At 60.1% G+C, this 17,380-nt stretch carries 13 protein-coding genes and 1 pseudogene; 6 read left to right on the forward strand and 8 right to left on the reverse strand.

What is annotated here, in order from left to right; genetic code table 11:
* The first annotated feature begins 23 nt into the window (after positions 1 to 23).
* Positions 24 to 2,096, forward strand: a complete 2,073-nt coding sequence (gene malQ, locus C2E15_RS01695) for a 4-alpha-glucanotransferase (RefSeq protein WP_104955877.1) — start codon at positions 24 to 26, stop codon at positions 2,094 to 2,096.
* A gap of 90 nt (positions 2,097 to 2,186) precedes the next feature.
* On the opposite strand, the gene nfuA is transcribed toward malQ, so the two are convergent.
* Complete coding sequence (gene nfuA / locus C2E15_RS01700; RefSeq protein ID WP_104955878.1) at positions 2,187 to 2,762, reverse strand: Fe-S biogenesis protein NfuA; 576 nt, start codon at positions 2,760 to 2,762, stop codon at positions 2,187 to 2,189.
* A 58-nt stretch (positions 2,763 to 2,820) separates the two neighbouring features.
* Positions 2,821 to 3,501 carry a DNA utilization protein GntX gene (gene gntX, locus C2E15_RS01705; RefSeq protein ID WP_104955879.1) on the reverse strand — a complete coding sequence of 227 codons (681 nt, stop codon included), beginning with the start codon at positions 3,499 to 3,501 and terminating at the stop codon, positions 2,821 to 2,823.
* 39 nt (positions 3,502 to 3,540) lie between these two features.
* Between gntX and bioH the strand changes: the two genes are divergently transcribed.
* Positions 3,541 to 4,314 (forward strand): pimeloyl-ACP methyl ester esterase BioH, encoded by a 774-nt coding sequence (gene bioH, locus C2E15_RS01710; protein WP_104955880.1) that lies wholly within the window; start codon positions 3,541 to 3,543, stop codon positions 4,312 to 4,314.
* A gap of 179 nt (positions 4,315 to 4,493) precedes the next feature.
* The gene (locus C2E15_RS01715; protein WP_104955881.1) at positions 4,494 to 4,763 is read left to right on the forward strand and encodes a YdgH/BhsA/McbA family protein; all 270 of its coding nucleotides are present in this window, start codon (positions 4,494 to 4,496) and stop codon (positions 4,761 to 4,763) included.
* A gap of 35 nt (positions 4,764 to 4,798) precedes the next feature.
* On the opposite strand, the gene C2E15_RS01720 is transcribed toward C2E15_RS01715, so the two are convergent.
* The 4 genes and pseudogenes from C2E15_RS01720 to C2E15_RS01735 all read right to left on the reverse strand — a co-directional run bounded on the left by C2E15_RS01720 (position 4,799) and on the right by C2E15_RS01735 (position 11,576).
* On the reverse strand, positions 4,799 to 6,487 hold the full coding sequence (locus tag C2E15_RS01720) for an alpha-amylase family glycosyl hydrolase (protein ID WP_104955882.1): 1,689 nt from the start codon (positions 6,485 to 6,487) through the stop codon (positions 4,799 to 4,801).
* Between the two features lie 88 nt (positions 6,488 to 6,575).
* Positions 6,576 to 8,887, reverse strand: a pseudogene (gene feoB / locus C2E15_RS01725) (Fe(2+) transporter permease subunit FeoB).
* On the reverse strand, positions 8,884 to 9,123 hold the full coding sequence (feoA, locus tag C2E15_RS01730) for a ferrous iron transporter A (RefSeq protein WP_104955883.1): 240 nt from the start codon (positions 9,121 to 9,123) through the stop codon (positions 8,884 to 8,886). Before feoA ends, feoB begins: the two are co-directional and overlap by 4 nt.
* Positions 9,124 to 9,251: 128 nt before the next feature.
* Positions 9,252 to 11,576, reverse strand: coding sequence for a Tex family protein (locus tag C2E15_RS01735; RefSeq protein ID WP_104955884.1), 2,325 nt, complete (start codon positions 11,574 to 11,576; stop codon positions 9,252 to 9,254).
* 199 nt (positions 11,577 to 11,775) lie between these two features.
* On the opposite strand from C2E15_RS01735, the gene greB reads away from it, so the two are divergent.
* Positions 11,776 to 12,270: a transcription elongation factor GreB gene (gene greB / locus C2E15_RS01740; RefSeq protein WP_104955885.1), complete on the forward strand. Its 495-nt coding sequence runs from the start codon at positions 11,776 to 11,778 to the stop codon at positions 12,268 to 12,270.
* A 147-nt stretch (positions 12,271 to 12,417) separates the two neighbouring features.
* Here greB and yjbE read toward each other — a convergent pair whose 3' ends face one another.
* A complete protein-coding gene (gene yjbE / locus C2E15_RS01745; RefSeq protein WP_425438024.1) occupies positions 12,418 to 12,657 on the reverse strand; it encodes an exopolysaccharide production protein YjbE in 240 nt (79 codons plus the stop codon).
* A 540-nt stretch (positions 12,658 to 13,197) separates the two neighbouring features.
* Between yjbE and ompR the strand changes: the two genes are divergently transcribed.
* Together ompR and envZ are read left to right on the forward strand one after the other, a co-directional pair.
* On the forward strand, positions 13,198 to 13,917 hold the full coding sequence (gene ompR / locus C2E15_RS01750; protein ID WP_038629697.1) for an osmolarity response regulator transcription factor OmpR: 720 nt from the start codon (positions 13,198 to 13,200) through the stop codon (positions 13,915 to 13,917).
* Positions 13,914 to 15,278, forward strand: coding sequence for a two-component system sensor histidine kinase EnvZ (gene envZ, locus C2E15_RS01755; protein WP_104955887.1), 1,365 nt, complete (start codon positions 13,914 to 13,916; stop codon positions 15,276 to 15,278). Before ompR ends, envZ begins: the two co-directional genes overlap by 4 nt.
* 55 nt (positions 15,279 to 15,333) lie before the next feature.
* Here the strand turns inward: envZ and pckA are convergent, their stop codons facing one another.
* Positions 15,334 to 16,953: a phosphoenolpyruvate carboxykinase (ATP) gene (pckA, locus tag C2E15_RS01760; protein WP_104955888.1), complete on the reverse strand. Its 1,620-nt coding sequence runs from the start codon at positions 16,951 to 16,953 to the stop codon at positions 15,334 to 15,336.
* Positions 16,954 to 17,380 lie beyond the last annotated feature (427 nt).

Consider the following 17,380-nt stretch of genomic DNA (forward strand, 5'->3'; position numbering starts at 1 on the left):
CACAGACTGTTTCAGGAAGCGTTATGGATTTAACCCAACTCGAGAAAGACACCAGCGCAGCCGGGATTGCTGCCAGCTATATCAATGCGAAGGGAGAGCCAGAGGCCATCAGCGTCGAAACCCGGCAAAAGCTGCTGGAGGCGATGGGATTCCCCCGTCCCGCCAGCGATACGCCCATTCCTGCGGTGAAGGTCTTCAGCGGGCGGCGCAAGCGGGAAGTGGCCATCGGCGGCCGCGGCCGGTTCCGGTGGACGCTGCAAACCGAACAGGGCAAAACGTATCAGGGCGAGGCGCAGGGCGGTGAGGCGTTCGCGCTGCCGCCGCGTCTGCCGCAGGGCTATCATCAGCTGACCCTGGCCCAGGGGGAAAACGCATGGCCGTGCCGCATTATTCTGGCGCCGCGCCGCTGCTATGAGCCGCAGGCGCTGCTGGAAGGGCGCAAGCTGTGGGGCGCCTGCGTACAGCTCTATACGCTGCGATCCGCACGCAACTGGGGCATCGGCGATTTCGGCGATCTGAGCGAGATGCTGGCGCAGATTGCCGATCGCGGCGGCGATTTTATCGGCCTCAACCCCATCCATTCGCTCTATCCCGCCAGCCCGGAGAGCGCCAGCCCCTACAGCCCTTCGTCGCGTCGCTGGATGAACGTTATCTATATCGACGTGGAGCGCGTGCCCGATTTTCAGCAGAGCGAGGCGGCGCAGCGCTGGTGGCAGGACGCTGAGACGCAGCGTCGCGTTAAAGCGGCGCGCGAGGCGGAATGGGTCGACTACAGCACGGTGAACCAGCTTAAAATCGACGGCCTGCGGCTGGCGTGGGCGCAGTTCAGCACCCGCGACGGGCAGGATGCCACACGCCGTCATTTCGAAACCTATATCGAGGCGGGCGGCGAAAGCCTTTACAGCCAGGCGGCGTACGACGCGCTGCACGCGGCAATGCTGCAAGAGGATGGACAGCGCTGGGGCTGGCCGGCGTGGCCGGAGAAATATCGTCACGCGCAGAGCAAAGCGGTGCAGCAGTTCTGCCGCAAAAACGCGGATGAAGTGCGTTTCTGGCTCTGGCTACAGTGGCTGGCGAACCGCCAGTTCGACGAATGCTGGCAGGTTTGCCAGCAGCACGGTATGTCGGTCGGGCTGTATCGCGATCTCGCCGTCGGCGTTGCGGAAGGGGGCGCGGAAACCTGGAGCGATCCCGAACTCTACTGCCTGAAGGCGTCAGTCGGCGCGCCGCCCGATATTCTCGGCCCGCTGGGCCAGAACTGGGGGCTGCCGCCGATGGATCCGCATGTGATGGCGGCACGCGCTTATCAGCCCTTTATCGAAATGCTGCGCGCCAATATGGCCAGCTGCGGCGCGCTGCGTATCGACCATGTGATGTCGATGCTGCGTCTGTGGTGGATCCCTTACGGCCAGACGGCGGACTACGGCGCCTATGTCTACTACCCGGTAGATGACCTGCTGGCGATCCTGGCGCTGGAAAGTCACCGCAACCGCTGCATGGTTATCGGCGAAGATCTCGGCACGGTGCCGAAAGAGATCATCGGCAAGCTGCGCAGCGGCGGTATCTATTCGTGGAAGGTGCTTTACTTCGAGCAGGAGAGTGCCGATCGCTATCGCGCGCCGCAGGAATGGCAGCGTCAGGCGATGGCCAGCGCCACGACGCACGATCTGCCGACGCTGCGCGGATTCTGGAGCGCGGGCGATTTGACGCTGGGCGAAAAGCTGGGCCTTTACCCCGATAAAGTGGTGCTGAAAGGGCTGTATGAAAACCGCGAGCGGCAGAAGCAGGCGCTGCTTGATGCACTGCACGAACAGGGCTGCGTGCCGAAAAAGCTCGGCAAGCGGGCGGCGACGCTGCCGGCATCCAGCGAACTGAGCCGCGGAATGCAGCGTTACATCGCCGAAAGCGCCAGCGCACTGCTGGGGTTGCAGCCGGAGGACTGGCTGGAGATGGAAAAACCGGTAAACGTGCCGGGCACGGTAGATCAATATCCCAACTGGCGGCGCAAGCTTAGCCGCACGCTGGAGGAGATGTTCAGCGATGAACAGATCAACCGGCTGATTAAAGATCTCGATAAACGCCGTCAGGCGCATTAAGCATGAAAAAGGCGACCTTCGGGTCGCCTTTTATCTTTTCGCGTCTCTCTGACGGAGCCTGAAAGGCGCCTGCCAGCCTTTGAGCCGCGCTTAGTAGTAGGAGTGTTCGCCGCGCTGATGCTCGGTGAGATCGCGCACGCCTTTCAGCTCCGGGAAAGCGGCCAGCAGCTCTTTCTCAATCCCTTCCTTCAGCGTGACGTCGACCATTGAACAGCCGTTACAGCCGCCGCCGAACTGCAGGATTGCATAGCCTTCGTCCGTGATTTCCATCAGCGTCACGCGGCCGCCGTGGCTCGCCAGCTGCGGATTAATCTGCGCCTGCAGCTGATACTCCACGCGCTCGATCAGCGGCGCGTCGTCGGCAACCTTACGCATTTTGGCGTTCGGCGCTTTCAGCGTCAGCTGCGAACCGAGATTATCGGTAACGAAGTCGATTTCGGCATCTTCAAGGTAAGGCGCGCTCAGCTCGTCAACGTAGGCGGAGAGCTTTTCGAACTTCAGTTCGGTATCGGTCGGCTCTACGGCGTCGGGCGGGCAGTAAGAAACGCCACATTCAGCAGTTGGCGTGCCCGGATTAATGACGAACACGCGGATTTGGGTGCCATCTTCCTGATTTGACAGCAGTTTTGCAAAATGCTCCTGGGCGGCATCGGTAATTCGGATCATGGCAGTTGCTCAATAGTTGACTAATTTAGTTGGTTATAATACGCCCATCGCCGACGCTCTACAAGGTACGGCACAGGCACCAAACCTGGACGCTGGCGGCGCCGGCATGCAGCAGCTGACGGCTGATTTCCGCCACCGTGCTGCCGGTGGTGACCACATCATCAATCAAAGCGATATGGCGATCGCGCACCGGAATTTCAAGGCGAAAAGCGTTGCGCAGGTTATGCCTGCGCGCCCCGGCGCTGAGCCGATGCTGAACGCGCGCGGCACGGCGGCTCAGGCCGTCCGGACGATAATCGCAGCCCAGCCAGCGCGCCAGCGGCCTTGCCAGCAGATCGGCCTGATTGAAACCCCGTCGCCAGGCGCGGCGGCGATGCAACGGAACGGCCAGCAGCAGATCGGGCCGCCGCAGGCCGCGTTCGCGTCGTGCTGATAACCAGCTTAGCAAAATCAGCCGCGCCAGCATCACAGAGAGTGCGGTGACGCCGGAGAATTTATGGCGCGCAACCAGCTGGCTCACCGGTGGCCGGTAATCGCTGACCGCCACCAGCTGTTGCCAGGGAGGCGGATGCCGCAGGCAGCGCCCGCAGACGCGACGGGAATCGCCCACCGGCAGCCCGCAGCGCACACAGCAGCGCGGCCGCGGCGGCAGCGCGCGCAGGCAGTAGCTGCACAGCCCGTGCGCGGTGAGTTTCAGCGGCGTCTGGCATAGCCAACAGCCTCCCTGCATTGGTAGCATAGCGACCTCCCTGATTGAGTAATGATGAGACAATACCTGATGACCCAGCTTTACTGGCACACCACCGGCACCGGCGATAGCGATCTTGTGCTGCTTCACGGATGGGGACTGAATGCGGAGGTATGGCGTTGCATTGCTGAGCCGCTCAGCGCACAGTTTCGTCTGCATCTTGTTGACCTGCCCGGCTTTGGTCGCAGCCAGGGGTTCGGCGCCCTGACGCTGGATGAGATGGCGGAGGCGCTGCTGCCGCGGCTGCCGGAAAAGGCGACGCTGCTGGGCTGGTCGCTGGGCGGCCTGGTGGCCAGCCGGCTGGCGCTGCGCTATCCGCAGCGGGTGGCGCGCCTGATTACCGTCGCCTCCTCGCCGCGTTTTACCGCAGACGACGCACAGTGGCCGGGCATCAAACCCGATACGCTGGCGAGTTTCCAGCAGCAGCTGAGCGAAGATTATCAGCGTACCGTCGAACGCTTTCTGGCGCTGCAGACGCTCGGCACGCAAAACGCCCGTCAGGATGCGCGCACGCTGAAAGAGGTGGTGCTGTCGCAGCCAATCCCGCCGGTAGAGGTGCTGGCGGGCGGACTGGAGATATTACGCAGCGTCGATCTGCGCGAGGAGATGGATGCGCTGTCGGTGCCGCTGCTGCGCATCTACGGCTATCTGGATGGGCTGGTGCCGCGTAAAACGGCGGCGCTGCTGGATGCGCGCTGGCCGCAGAGCGCGTCGCTGGTCATAGAGAAAGCGGCGCACGCGCCTTTTATTTCTCATCCGCAGGCGTTTTGCGAAGCGGTAGCGCGTTTTAGTCATTCAGTTTAAGAAAGTTTATCGCTTTAACTGGAAAAATATCACCTGGCGTTAATACTTGATGCTGAGCAAGGCCGCTGACCATGACTTTTTATAAGTCACCCAGGGAGCAGGGCGCTTTATTCCCTATCTCATTGTATTCATTCGGCGGCCGTTGGGACAATCGGTCAACTATAAGACGAAGGTGTGCTATGAATATGATCAAAACTGTTGCAGTTACCTGCCTGCTGGGCGGCCTCTCTTTCTCCGTGCTGGCGGCGAAAGAGGTAACTAAAGAAGAAGCGCAAAAGATGAATCTGGAGAAAATCGGCACGGTAAACACCACGGCGGAAACCACATCGCCGATGGATGCCAAACGCGAGCTGTCAAAAATGGCGGATGAGAAAGGCGGTCAGTACTACGTCATCATCGCCGGCCGCGAGCATGGCCGCTTCAGCGCGACGGCAGACGTCTATAAGTAAGATGTTGTCAGGCACAGGCGCGATAGCTGCGCCTGCTATCCTTTCAGCCACAGGTAGTGCCACGGCGGCAGCGTAACCGGCTGCGTGCCGTCAATAATCTTCTGTTCGATAATATCCCGATACTTCTTCGCCTCCGGCAGCACGGCGTTCACGCTTTTCCCGCTCAGATTAAACACGCACAGCAGGTTATTTTCCCCGTCCGGCGTATGGCGTCGCATCAGCAGCAGCGCATTATCGCTCTCAAGGATCGCCATCGGATTATCAGGATGAAACGCCGCCTGACGGGTACGCAGCTGGATCAGCGCGCTGAGGCGGTTAAAGATCTGCTGCCGCAGGTAATCTGCGCCCGACAGCGCTTTTTCTATAAACGACAGCGCATATTTCTCCCGATTGATGGCGCGGTTGTGGCCCGCCACCCGCACGCCCTCGACATCATTACGCGAGCCCAGAATACTCTGGATATAGATAGCCGGCACGCCGGGGAAGGCCAGCAGGATAGCGTGCGCCAGCATAAAGCGGCGGATACGCGTGTCGTCGTCATCATCCTGCTTGTTCAACGCATCCATATAGGTCACGTTGATTTCATACGGGCTGGTGGTGCCGTCCGGGTTGTTTTTATAAGAGACCAGTGCGCCTTCCAGCGCCAGGTCGCGTACCAGCGAGACGATTTCCACCTCCGGCAGAATGCCGCGCGCCGGGTTCAGCCCGATGCCGTCGTGAGAGGCGAGAAAGTTAAAGAAGGTCGTGCCGCCGCCGCTGAGATCGAGCCCGGCGGCCCACTGACGCAGTGCGCGCGCCGAGCCGTTATGGATAGCGTGCAGCACCAGCGGCGGCAGGGTGAACTGATACACCATCTGCGCCTCATCCTGCCCATTGCCAAAGTAGCTGATGTTGTCCTGATGCGGCACGTTGGTTTCGGTGATAATCACCGTACCGGGCGCGACGGCGTTCGCAATGGCGCGGAACAGCTTCACCAGCAGATGGGTGTTTTGCAGGTGAATACAGCGGGTGCCGGGGGTTTTCCACATATAGCCGACGGCATCAAGGCGCACGTAGTCCGCCCCTTTTTTCAGGTACTCCAGCAGCACATCCACCATGCGGATCAGCACTTCAGGGCTGGCGAAGTTCAGATCGATCTGATCGGCACTGAAGGTAGTCCAGATATAGTGAGTCTCGCCGTTAGCGCGCAGAAACGGCGTCAGCAGCGGCGAAGTGCGCGGCCGGGTCACGCCGCTCAGATCGGTGCCGGGCGGCATACTGATAAAAAAATCGTCCCAGCCGGGATCGCAGGCCAGGTAATGTTTAAACCAGGCGCTGTGGGCGGAGATGTGGTTGCAGACGAAATCGAACATCAGCCGCGTGTGGGTATGCAGTTCGGCCACGTTACGCCATTCGCCGCAGATCGGGTTCACCTGATGGTAATCAATCACCGAAAAGCCGTCGTCGGAGGACCAGGGGAAAAACGGCAGCAGATGAACCAGACTGAAGGTGGATTGCAGATGCTGCTGATAAAAGCGCGAAAAGGTGGCCAGCGTCGGCGCTTCCGGCTCGCGGAACTGATCGGCATAGGTGATCAGCACCACATCTTTTTCATCCCAGTGCGGCTTGCGCGGTTTTTTTATCGCATCGCGGGCGGCGCGGATATGCGAAAGCAGTCGCTCCCGCGCGCCCATCGGGAAGGTGTCTTGGTAGATCTTATCGATTAAGTTATTGATAATATCCATGTTTACCCAGCGGGCCACAGCGTCAGGTTGGGAGAGGCGTTAGTTTTTACTGTAGACCGCTGGGCTGAATTCGCAACCTTACTTCCGGCTAGTGACAACTGCCGCTTTTTAGCGGCGCCTCGTAGTTTTCTACCGGCAGCACCCTGACGGGAATGCGCTGCGGCGGCAGGCGAACACGGCGCAGCGCCAACAGCAGCGCGCCGTTGAACAGCAGCACCAGCAGGATCGTCAGGCTGCTGGCCAGCGGCCGTTCGCCGATGCGCGAGAACTGCCAGAACAGCGTCGCAAGCGACCAGGCGACGTTCAGCCCCAGAAAATGGAGAAGCTCATCCAGCGGCGGCTGCTTTCACGGGCGATGGCACCCATCACCGATACGCAGGGCACATAGAGCAGCACGAACAGCAGATAGCTGAAGGCGGCGGCGTCGCTGCCGAACTGCCGGTGCATCTGTCCCATCGCGCCGCCGGCCATTTCGCCGTCGCCCTTGCTGGCTTCAATCGGGTTCGCCAGCACGCTCAGGCTCAGCGTCTCCTGCAGCCCCTGCCAGGTTTCGGTTACCGCATCTTTCAGCTCCGCCGTCAGACGCCAGCCGGCGGCGTCGAACGGCTCTTCATGCAGCGCATCGGCGGTATAGAGGGTATTCAGGGTGCCGACCACCACCTCTTTCGCCATCGCGCCGGTAAGCAGGCCGACCGTCGCCTGCCAGTTATCGGGATGAATGCCGATCGGCGCCAGCAGCGGCGTTAATACCCGGCTGACGCTGGCCAGCGCCGAATCGTTGATGGTGTCGACCGGCTGGCCGTTGAACGAAAAGCTGTTCAGACCGCCGATCAGTACGCTGGCGACAATAATCACTTTTCCGGCGCGCAGCACAAAGCCGCGCAGACGCTGCCAGGCCTGCAGCAGCAGGCTTTTCAGGTGCGGCACATGCCAGCTTGGCAACTCCATGACAAACGGCGACGCCTCGCCGCGCAGCAGCGTATATTTCAACAGCAGGCCGGTGGCGATCGCCATGACGATGCCGGTCAGGTAGAGGCTGAAGACGATCAGCGCTCCGTGCGCGCCGAAGAAGGCGGCGGAGAACACCGCGAAGATCGCCAGCCGCGCGCCGCAGGACATAAAGGGTGCCATCATAATGGTGATCAGCCGTTCGCGCGTCGCGTCCAGGGTACGCGCGCCCATGACCGACGGCACGTTGCAGCCGAAGCCGACAATCAGCGGCACAAAGGATTTGCCCGGCAGGCCGAGCGACTGCATCAGCCGGTCGACGACAAAGGCGGCGCGCGCCATATAGCCGGAATCCTCCATAAAGGAGAGGAACAGATACATCAGGCCGATCTGCGGCACCAGCGGCAGCACGGTATTAATGCCGCCGCCGATCCCCTGGGCGAGAAACAGCGTCAGCCAGGCGGGGAAGTGCAGCGTATAGCCGAGCCACTGGGTGCCGTGGATAAACAGCGCCGTCGAGCCGATATCAAACAGCGGCTGCAGCGCGCCGCCGATATTGATCGCCAGCAGAAACATCAGGTACATCATCAACAAAAAGATCGGAATACCGAGCCAGCGGTTTAGCACCAGGCGATCCAGGCGCTGCGACAGCTGATGCGGCGCGGCGAGATGCTGATTGCTGACCGCAACGCATAGCGCGGAAAGGCGCTGGTAGCGCGCGGCGGCGATGGCTACGGCGGGATCGAGCGGCAGCTCACACGTCAGCGTTGTCAACCGCTGCAGCGCCAGATCGCCGACCTGTTGATGGCTATAGACGTCGCCCTCCAGCAGCTGCAGCGCCAGCCAGCGTCGGCGCTGACGGCTTTCGCTCACCGGCATCGCGGCGGCCAGCTGGTCGGCGGCGGCGTCCAGCGCCGGCGGATAATCCACCGCCAGCGGCGAGCCCGCCTCAACGCCGTGATTGATCAGCTGTTTTAATTTATCAAGACCGCTGCCGCGCGTGGAGATCACCGGCACCACCGGACAGCCGAGGCGCTCAGAGAGCGCCGCGACATCAATGGTGATGCGCTGGCTTTCCGCCATATCAAGCATGTTCAGCGCCACGATGCAGGGCACGCCCAGCTCGCGCAGTTGCAGGGTAAGGTAGAGATTGCGCTCCAGATTGCAGGCGTCCACCACGTTGATCAGCAGGTCTGCCTGCTGGCTCAGCACAAAGTGGCAGGCGATCTGTTCGTCAATCGACGCCTGACGGGAGATGGTGGTCAGCGAATAGGTGCCGGGCAAGTCGATAAGGTTAACGCGGGTGCGGCCTGCGGTGAAGAAGCCCTCTTTACGTTCCACGGTCACGCCTGCCCAGTTGCCGACACGCTGGCGTGCGCCGGTCAGCTGGTTGAACAGCGTGGTTTTCCCGGCGTTAGGGTTGCCTAACAGACCGACGGTAACGCTCTTCATGCCGCCTCCTTGCCTGCGACCGGCTGCAGCTGCAGCAGCGCCAAATCCTTTTTACGCAGCATCAGGCTGACGCGACCCGCCTGAATCTGCAACGGATCGCCCAGCGGCGCGATGCGCACTACTTCAAAACAGGCGCCGGGCAGCAGGCCCAGGGAGAGCAGCTTTTGACGCCAGGCGGGCCTGACTGCGGGCGAAAAGCCGAGAATTTGATAAGACTGACGGGCAAGCAGTGACATGGCGGGTACCTCATGAACCGTCGCATTGCGCGACAATAACAAAACGGCACCATACTAATGATAATAATTCTCGTTAGTGTTGACGTAGAGCAAAAAAGCGTAAGGGCGGCGGGCGCCGCCCTTCAGTTTTAGCGCTTTTTGCCGAAGGCGGCGGCCAGCGCGTCGCCCATCGCGCTGTTGCCCGGCGCCGACGCGGCGGCGCGCTGACGCGGCCTGGCGGCCGGACGGTTATTGTCGCGCCCCGGTGTGCGCGGTGCGCCGCGCGAGGCGCTTTCGCCCGGCTGCTCGTCCAGACGCATGGTCAGGGCGATGCGTTTGCGCTGTAGATCCACTTCCAGCACTTTTACCTTCACGATATCGCCTGCCTTGACCACCGTATGCGGATCTTCGACAAACTTATCGGAGAGCGAAGAGATATGCACCAGGCCATCCTGATGGACGCCGATATCGACAAAGGCGCCGAAGTTGGTGACGTTGGTGACCGCGCCTTCCAGCACCATGCCCGGCATCAGGTCGTTCAGGGTTTCCACGCCTTCCGCAAACTGCGCGGTTTTAAACTCGGGACGCGGATCGCGGCCCGGCTTCTCCAGCTCTTTCAGGATATCGCTGACCGTCGGCACGCCGAAGCGTTCGGTAGTGAAATCCACCGCTTTGAGGTTGCGCAGCTCGCCGGGATTGCCCATCAGATCGCGCAGCGACTGGCGGGTGGCTTCAAGGATGCGTTCCACCACCGGGTAGGCTTCCGGATGCACCGTTGAGGCGTCCAGCGGATTATCGCCGTGGTTGATGCGCAAGAAGCCGGCGCACTGTTCAAAGGCTTTCGGGCCGAGACGACTTACCTTCAGCAGCTGCTGACGGTTCTGGAAACGGCCGTTTTCATCGCGCCAGCTGACGATATTCTGCGCCATCATGCGCGTCAGACCGGCGACGCGGGTCAGCAGTGCCACGGAAGCGGTATTAAGATCGACGCCGACGGCGTTTACGCAATCCTCCACCACGGCATCCAGCTTCTTCGCCAGCATGCTCTGGCTGACATCATGCTGATACTGGCCGACGCCGATCGATTTCGGATCGATTTTTACCAGCTCCGCCAGCGGATCCTGCAGGCGGCGGGCGATAGAGACCGCGCCACGCAGCGACACATCCAGGTCGGGGAACTCCAGCGCCGCCAGCTCGGAGGCGGAGTAGACCGACGCGCCCGCCTCGCTGACCACTACCTTCTGCGCGGTAATCTGCGGGAACTGCTTCTGCAGATCGAGGAAGAAGCGCTCCGTTTCGCGCGAGGCGGTGCCATTGCCGATCGCCACCAGCTCCACCTGATGGCGGATACACAGCGCCGCAACTGCCGCCGCCGCTTTCGCCGCCTGGCCGGTATGCGGATAGACGGTATCGGTGGCGACCAGTTTGCCGGTGGCGTCCACCACCGCTACTTTTACCCCAGTGCGCAGGCCAGGATCGAGCCCCATGGTCGCGCGCATGCCGGCCGGTGCCGCCATCAGCAGGTCGTGCAGGTTACGGGCGAAGACGTTGATCGCTTCTTCTTCCGCACGTTCGCGCACGCTGCCCATCAGCTCGGTTTCCAGATGCAGCAGCACCTTGATACGCCAGGTCCAGCTGACCACCGCTTTACGCCAGCCGTCCGCCGGCGCGTTGTTCAGGCGCAGGTTGAGATGCGTGGCGATCAGCTGCTCGCCGTAGCTTTCGCGCGGCGGCTCGTCAAACTGCGGATCGGGATTGAGCGCCAGCTGCAGCACGCCTTCGTTGCGGCCACGGAACATTGCCAGCGCGCGGTGCGAAGGCACGGTGGCCAGCGCTTCATGATGGTCGAAGTAATCGCGGAACTTGGCGCCTTCTTCTTCTTTACCCTCTACCACGCGGGAAACCAGATGCGCGTTTTTCCACAGGTAGTCGCGCACTTTCGCCAGCAGCGCGGCGTCTTCCGCGAAGCGCTCCATCAGAATATAACGCGCGCCGTCCAGCGCCGCTTTGACGTCGGCCACGCCTTTCTCCGCGTCGACAAAGCGCGCGGCCAGCTGCTCCGGCTCCTGAAAGGGATCCTGCCAGAGCGTCTCAGCCAGCGGCTCCAGGCCCGCCTCAATGGCGATCTGGCCGCGCGTGCGGCGTTTCGGCTTATAGGGCAGGTAGAGGTCTTCGAGTTCGGTTTTGCTCAGGGTGCCGTTGATCGCGGCGGCGAGTTCATCGCTGAGTTTGCCCTGGTCGGCAACAGATTTCAGAATCGCCTGGCGACGATCCTCCAGCTCGCGCAGATAACCCAGACGGGTCTCCAGCTGTCGCAGCTGGGTATCATCAAGCCCGCCGGTTACTTCCTTACGATAACGTGCGATAAACGGCACGGTATTCCCTTCATCCAACAGGCGGATTGCGGCGTCAACTTGTTCAGCGCGCGCCTGAAGTTCACCCGCAATAATGCGGCTCAGCGAATCATTCATCATCGGTTCAACTATCTTGCTAGCACAGTGTAAGAAACAGGGGACAGTTATACGGATTGACGGCTGAAATTGCCAGCGATGCGGCGCGCTTTAAGCCATATTCCGAGCGCGGTTTACCCCTGTCGGGGCGGTTGTTGTACCATGAGCGTAAAGGGGCGGCGACGGCCGCCCGGCCGTTAGGTTCAGCAGACAGGATTGCCGTGTGAAAACTCAACTGATCACCCGCGAAGGGTATAACAAGCTTAAAGCGGAACACGATTATCTGTGGAAAGAGAAGCGCCCGGAGATCACGAAAATCGTCTCCTGGGCAGCCAGCCTGGGCGACCGCTCGGAAAACGCCGATTACACTTACAACAAGCGTCTGCTGCGTCAGATCGACCGTCGGGTGCGTTACCTGCGCAAATGCCTGGCGGAGCTGAAAATTGTCGATTACTCCCCCCAGCAAGAGGGCAAGGTCTTTTTCGGCGCCTGGGTAGAGGTGGAAAACGAGCAGGGTGAAGTGAAGCGCTTCCGCATTGTCGGGCCGGATGAGATTTATGGCGATGCGAAAGGCTATATCTCCGTCGATTCGCCGATGGCGCGCGCGCTGATCAAAAAGGAAGTGGACGACGAGGTGAGCGTGCCAACGCCGGAAGGCGAGAAAATCTGGTTTGTGAACGCCATTGAATATCGCCAGGCGGACCACGGCGACGCCTGAGCGCAGGGTAAGAAAAAAGAGACGGAGAATAATGACTTTTTAAATAAAGCCAGGGCCGTGCTTATTCTCCGGTGGCGAAAGACTACAGCAATGAGGGTTCTGAACGGTAAAGCCGTTATGGTTGTCATGCCCGGTGAAAGGCGTTATTTAATGTGGAACGGTGCTGGTGGTCGTGGTCGTTGCTGTGGTGGAGCCATCGCCGCCGCCCGCTGTCGCCAGCGCAAGGCCCAGCAGTGCGCCGACGACCGCGACGCCTTCCGCGTCGGAGTTGCCTTTCGCTTCGGCGGTCGCCTGAGCGCCAGCTGCCTCGCCGCCGGCGGGTTCGTTGGCCATTACATAACCGCTGGCGAATAACGCCAGTGAGCAAATGAGCATTATTTTGTTCATGATGATTCCCGGCTGATGAATAAATGAAGAAAGTGTGCCGGGATGAATATAGGTTTGCCGCCGTGGGCTGAAAAGCGTTGTTTTTTAACCATTCGGCCTGCGTTAAGTTATTGCTGGATCGACAGTTTGTGCCCTGCGACTATTCCTGGCTCAGCGTAACGGCAAATAAATAAATGCCGGATTTTCTGCTAATAGTTGGACTCAGGGCGCGTTAATCTGATGAGGAAAACCGGCGGGCAAAAACGCCTCGCGGCAAATAACCGGCGACAGGGTTGATAACTTACTGTTTATTGAAGCAAATATGGACGTCAGGCGATCCGCGCCAGCCGAAAGCAGAGTTTCAGGCGCTATTTCAGAAAAGCCGGATCGCGGCCCTGCGAATAATCGGATAGCGTAAAAGTGAATTAAACGCGCTATAAGCTGCTGTTTAATATGCTTTGTAACAATTTCGGCTAGAATATAAACCAATAATGGCTGTCACAGTTACGCTTCTTTTTTAACAATACCAGCTCGGGCAATAGCGCCTTTGGGAGTATCGAAATGCAAGAGAACTACAAAATTCTGGTCGTCGATGATGACATGCGCCTGCGCGCGCTGCTGGAACGTTATCTGACCGAGCAGGGTTTTCAGGTGCGCAGCGTGGCTAACGCCGAGCAAATGGATCGCCTGTTAACCCGCGAATCCTTTCACCTGATGGTGCTTGATCTGATGTTGCCAGGGGAAGATGGCCTCTCTATCTGCCGTCGCTTGCGCAGCCAGAGCAACCCGATGCCGATCATTATGGTAACGGCGAAAGGCGAAGAGGTTGATCGCATTGTCGGGCTGGAGATCGGCGCGGACGACTACATTCCCAAGCCGTTCAACCCGCGTGAACTGCTGGCGCGCATCCGCGCGGTGCTGCGCCGCCAGGCCAATGAGCTGCCGGGCGCGCCGTCGCAAGAAGAAGCGGTTATCGCCTTCGGCAAATTCAAACTCAACCTCGGTACCCGCGAAATGTTCCGCGAAGATGAGCCGATGCCGTTGACCAGCGGTGAGTTCGCGGTGCTGAAAGCGCTGGTGAGCCACCCGCGCGAGCCGCTGTCGCGCGATAAGCTGATGAACCTCGCCCGCGGGCGCGAATACAGCGCCATGGAACGCTCCATCGACGTGCAGATTTCGCGTCTGCGTCGCATGGTGGAAGAAGATCCGGCGCATCCGCGCTATATCCAGACCGTTTGGGGTCTGGGCTACGTCTTCGTTCCGGACGGCACGAAAGCATGAAGCGACTCCGCTTTTCTCCCCGCAGTTCGTTCGCGCGTACGCTGCTGCTGATCGTCACGCTGCTGTTCGTCAGTCTTGTCACCACCTATCTGGTGGTGCTGAACTTCGCCATTCTGCCCAGCCTGCAGCAGTTCAATAAAGTGCTGGCGTATGAAGTGCGGATGTTGATGACGGACCGGCTGCAGCTGGAGGATGGCACGCAGCTTGAGGTGCCGCCGGCGTTCCGGCGTGAAATTTACCGCGAGCTGGGGATCTCTCTGTATACCAACGCGGCGGCGGAGGAGAGCGGATTACGCTGGGCCCAGCATTACCAGTTTCTCAGCGATCAGATGGCGCGCCAGCTCGGCGGCCCGACCGATGTGCGCGTCGAGGTCAACAAGAACTCGCCGGTGGTCTGGCTGAAAACCTGGCTGTCGCCCGATATCTGGGTGCGCGTACCGCTGACAGAGATCCATCAGGGCGATTTCTCGCCGCTGTTCCGCTATACGCTGGCGATCATGCTGCTGGCGATCGGCGGCGCCTGGCTGTTTATCCGCATCCAGAACCGCCCGCTGGTGGATCTGGAGCATGCGGCGCTGCAGGTGGGGAAAGGCATTATTCCGCCGCCGCTGCGTGAGTATGGCGCCTCAGAAGTGCGCTCGGTGACGCGCGCCTTTAACCAGATGGCGTCAGGTGTGAAGCAGCTGGCGGACGATCGCACGCTGCTGATGGCGGGCGTCAGCCACGATTTGCGTACGCCGCTGACCCGTATCCGGCTGGCGACGGAGATGATGGGCGAAGAGGATGGCTACCTGGCGGAATCGATCAATAAAGATATCGAAGAGTGCAACGCCATCATTGAGCAGTTTATCGATTATCTGCGCACCGGGCAGGAGATGCAGACCGAACGCGCCGACCTGAACGCGGTACTGAATGAGGTGGTGGCGGCGGAAAGCGGCTACGAGCGGGAAATTGAAGATGCGGTGATGCCGGAAGAGCTGATGCTTGATATCAATCCGCTCTCTATCAAGCGCGCGGCGGCCAATATGGTGGTGAACGCGGCGCGCTACGGCAACGGCTGGATCAAGGTCAGCAGCGGCCGCGAACTGCAGCGCGCCTGGTTCCAGGTTGAGGATGACGGCCCTGGTATTCAGCCGGACCAGCTCAAACATCTGTTTCAGCCGTTTGTGCGTGGCGACAGCGCGCGCAGCACCAGCGGCACCGGTCTGGGGCTGGCGATTGTGCAGCGTATTATCGATGCGCATCAGGGATCGCTGGATATCGGCGTCAGCGAACGCGGCGGCCTGCGCATTCGCGCCTGGCTGCCCTTAACCGATACGCCACCCACCGCCGGCGCGTCGCCGCCTGCCGTGGTCAGCTAACCGCCCAAAACAAAAAACCCGCCGTTCGGCGGGGTTTTTGTTGGCCGTAGCCGGGTTAAATCTGCGGGCCGGCGGACACCAGGGCGGCGCCTGCGGGCGTGTCGGTATACTTTTCAAAGTTAGCGACAAAGCGATGCGCCAGATCAAGCGCGCGGCTTTCCCATTGCGACGCTTCTTCCCAGGTATTGCGTGGATCGAGCAGGTGGCTGTCCACTCCCGGCACGGCTAACGGGAACTGCAGATTAAACACCGGCAGCGTATGCGTTTCCGCGCCGTCCAGCTCGCCGCTGAGGATCGCGTTGATGATGGCGCGCGTGTCCTTCAGCGAAATGCGTTTACCGGTGCCGTTCCAGCCGGTATTCACCAGCCAGGCGTCGGCGCCCGCCGCCTGCATCCGTTTCACCAGCACTTCCGCATACGTTGTCGGGTGCAGCGTCAGGAACGCGGCGCCGAAGCAGGCGGAGAAGGTGGGCGTCGGCTCGGTAACGCCGCGCTCGGTGCCCGCCAGCTTGGCGGTAAAGCCGGAGAGGAAATGATACTGCGTCTGATCGGAAGAGAGACGCGATACCGGCGGCAGCACGCCAAACGCATCGGCGGTCAGGAAAATAACCTTTTTCGCATGTCCCGCTTTGGAGACCGGCTTAACGATATTATCGATGTGATAAATCGGATAGGAGACGCGGGTATTTTCCGTTTTGCTGCCGTCGTTGAAATCGATGCTGCCGTCATCGCGCACCACCACGTTCTCCAGCAGCGCATCGCGGCGGATAGCGTGATAGATCTCCGGCTCCGCCTGCTCTGACAGATTGATGGTTTTCGCGTAGCAGCCGCCTTCGAAGTTAAACACGCCGTCGTCATCCCAGCCATGCTCGTCATCGCCGATCAGCTGACGTTTCGGGTCGGTAGAGAGGGTGGTTTTACCGGTGCCGGAGAGGCCGAAGAAGACCGCTACATCGCCTTGTTCACCGACGTTAGCCGAACAGTGCATCGACGCGACACCCTTCAGCGGCAGCAGGTAGTTCATCACTGCGAACAGGCCCTTTTTCATTTCGCCGCCGTACCAGGTACCGCCGATCAGCTGCATATTTTCGCTGAGGTTAAATGCGACGAAATTCTCGGAGTGTAGCCCCTGCGCCTGCCAGTCAGGATTGGTGCATTTCGCGCCGTTCATCACCACGAAATCGGGCGTAAAGCTGGCGAGACTCGCCTCATCGGGGCGGATAAACATGTTTTTGACGAAGTGCGCCTGCCAGGCCACTTCGGTAATAAAGCGTACGCTCAGGCGCGTATCGGGGTTGGCGCCGCACCAGGCGTCGATCACGAACAGGCGCTTGCCGGAGAGCTGGCGGGTGACATAGCCCTTCAGCGCATCCCAGGTTTCCTGCGACAGGGGCTGATTATCGTTTTTGCCTTTACCCTGATCGTTCCACCAGAGGGTGTCACGCGTGGTGTCGTCGCGCACAATATATTTATCTTTTGGCGAACGGCCGGTGAAGATACCGGTATCGACGGCGATCGCCCCGGACTGCGTTAGCGTGCCTTTCTCATAGCCTGACAGGCCGGGCAGGGTTTCTTCCTTAAATAAAGTTTCATAATCGGGATTATGGATGACTTCAACCGTATCAGTGATGCCATAAGCGACGAGGTCCTGTGGAGTCAGGCCGTTAGCGCGCATATTACTGCTCCTTTATCGGTTTGTACTGCAACAAATGTAGGGGGACTTGCTGCCACGTGCGGTAAAGCGGCAAGAAGCGATTCATGCTGCTTTACAATTGCGGCAGTCTACTACTGTCAATATGCAGCGGAAGGAGAGAGTGGCAGAAATGAGAGACGAAACGTTTTTTTATGGAAATTCATCATAATCTGATGAAAAGTTATGATTGTTGCGTGGCGATTATGAAACATCATTTTATTTTTACAGCGAAACGCGATCCATTTTCGCTGTGTTAAGCGCCGCCGCCAGTCGATCCGCTTGGCTAAAGCGCCTCTGCCTGCATTGCCGGAGGTGTTAATAAAAAAGGCGACCGGTGTCGCCTTTTCGCTGAGGTTTATATTGATTTTACCGCCGCGTTAACGGGTTGCCCGCCCCGTGGGGAAGCCAC

The organism is Mixta gaviniae, from assembly GCF_002953195.1.
In the GTDB taxonomy this organism is placed as follows: domain Bacteria; phylum Pseudomonadota; class Gammaproteobacteria; order Enterobacterales; family Enterobacteriaceae; genus Mixta; species Mixta gaviniae.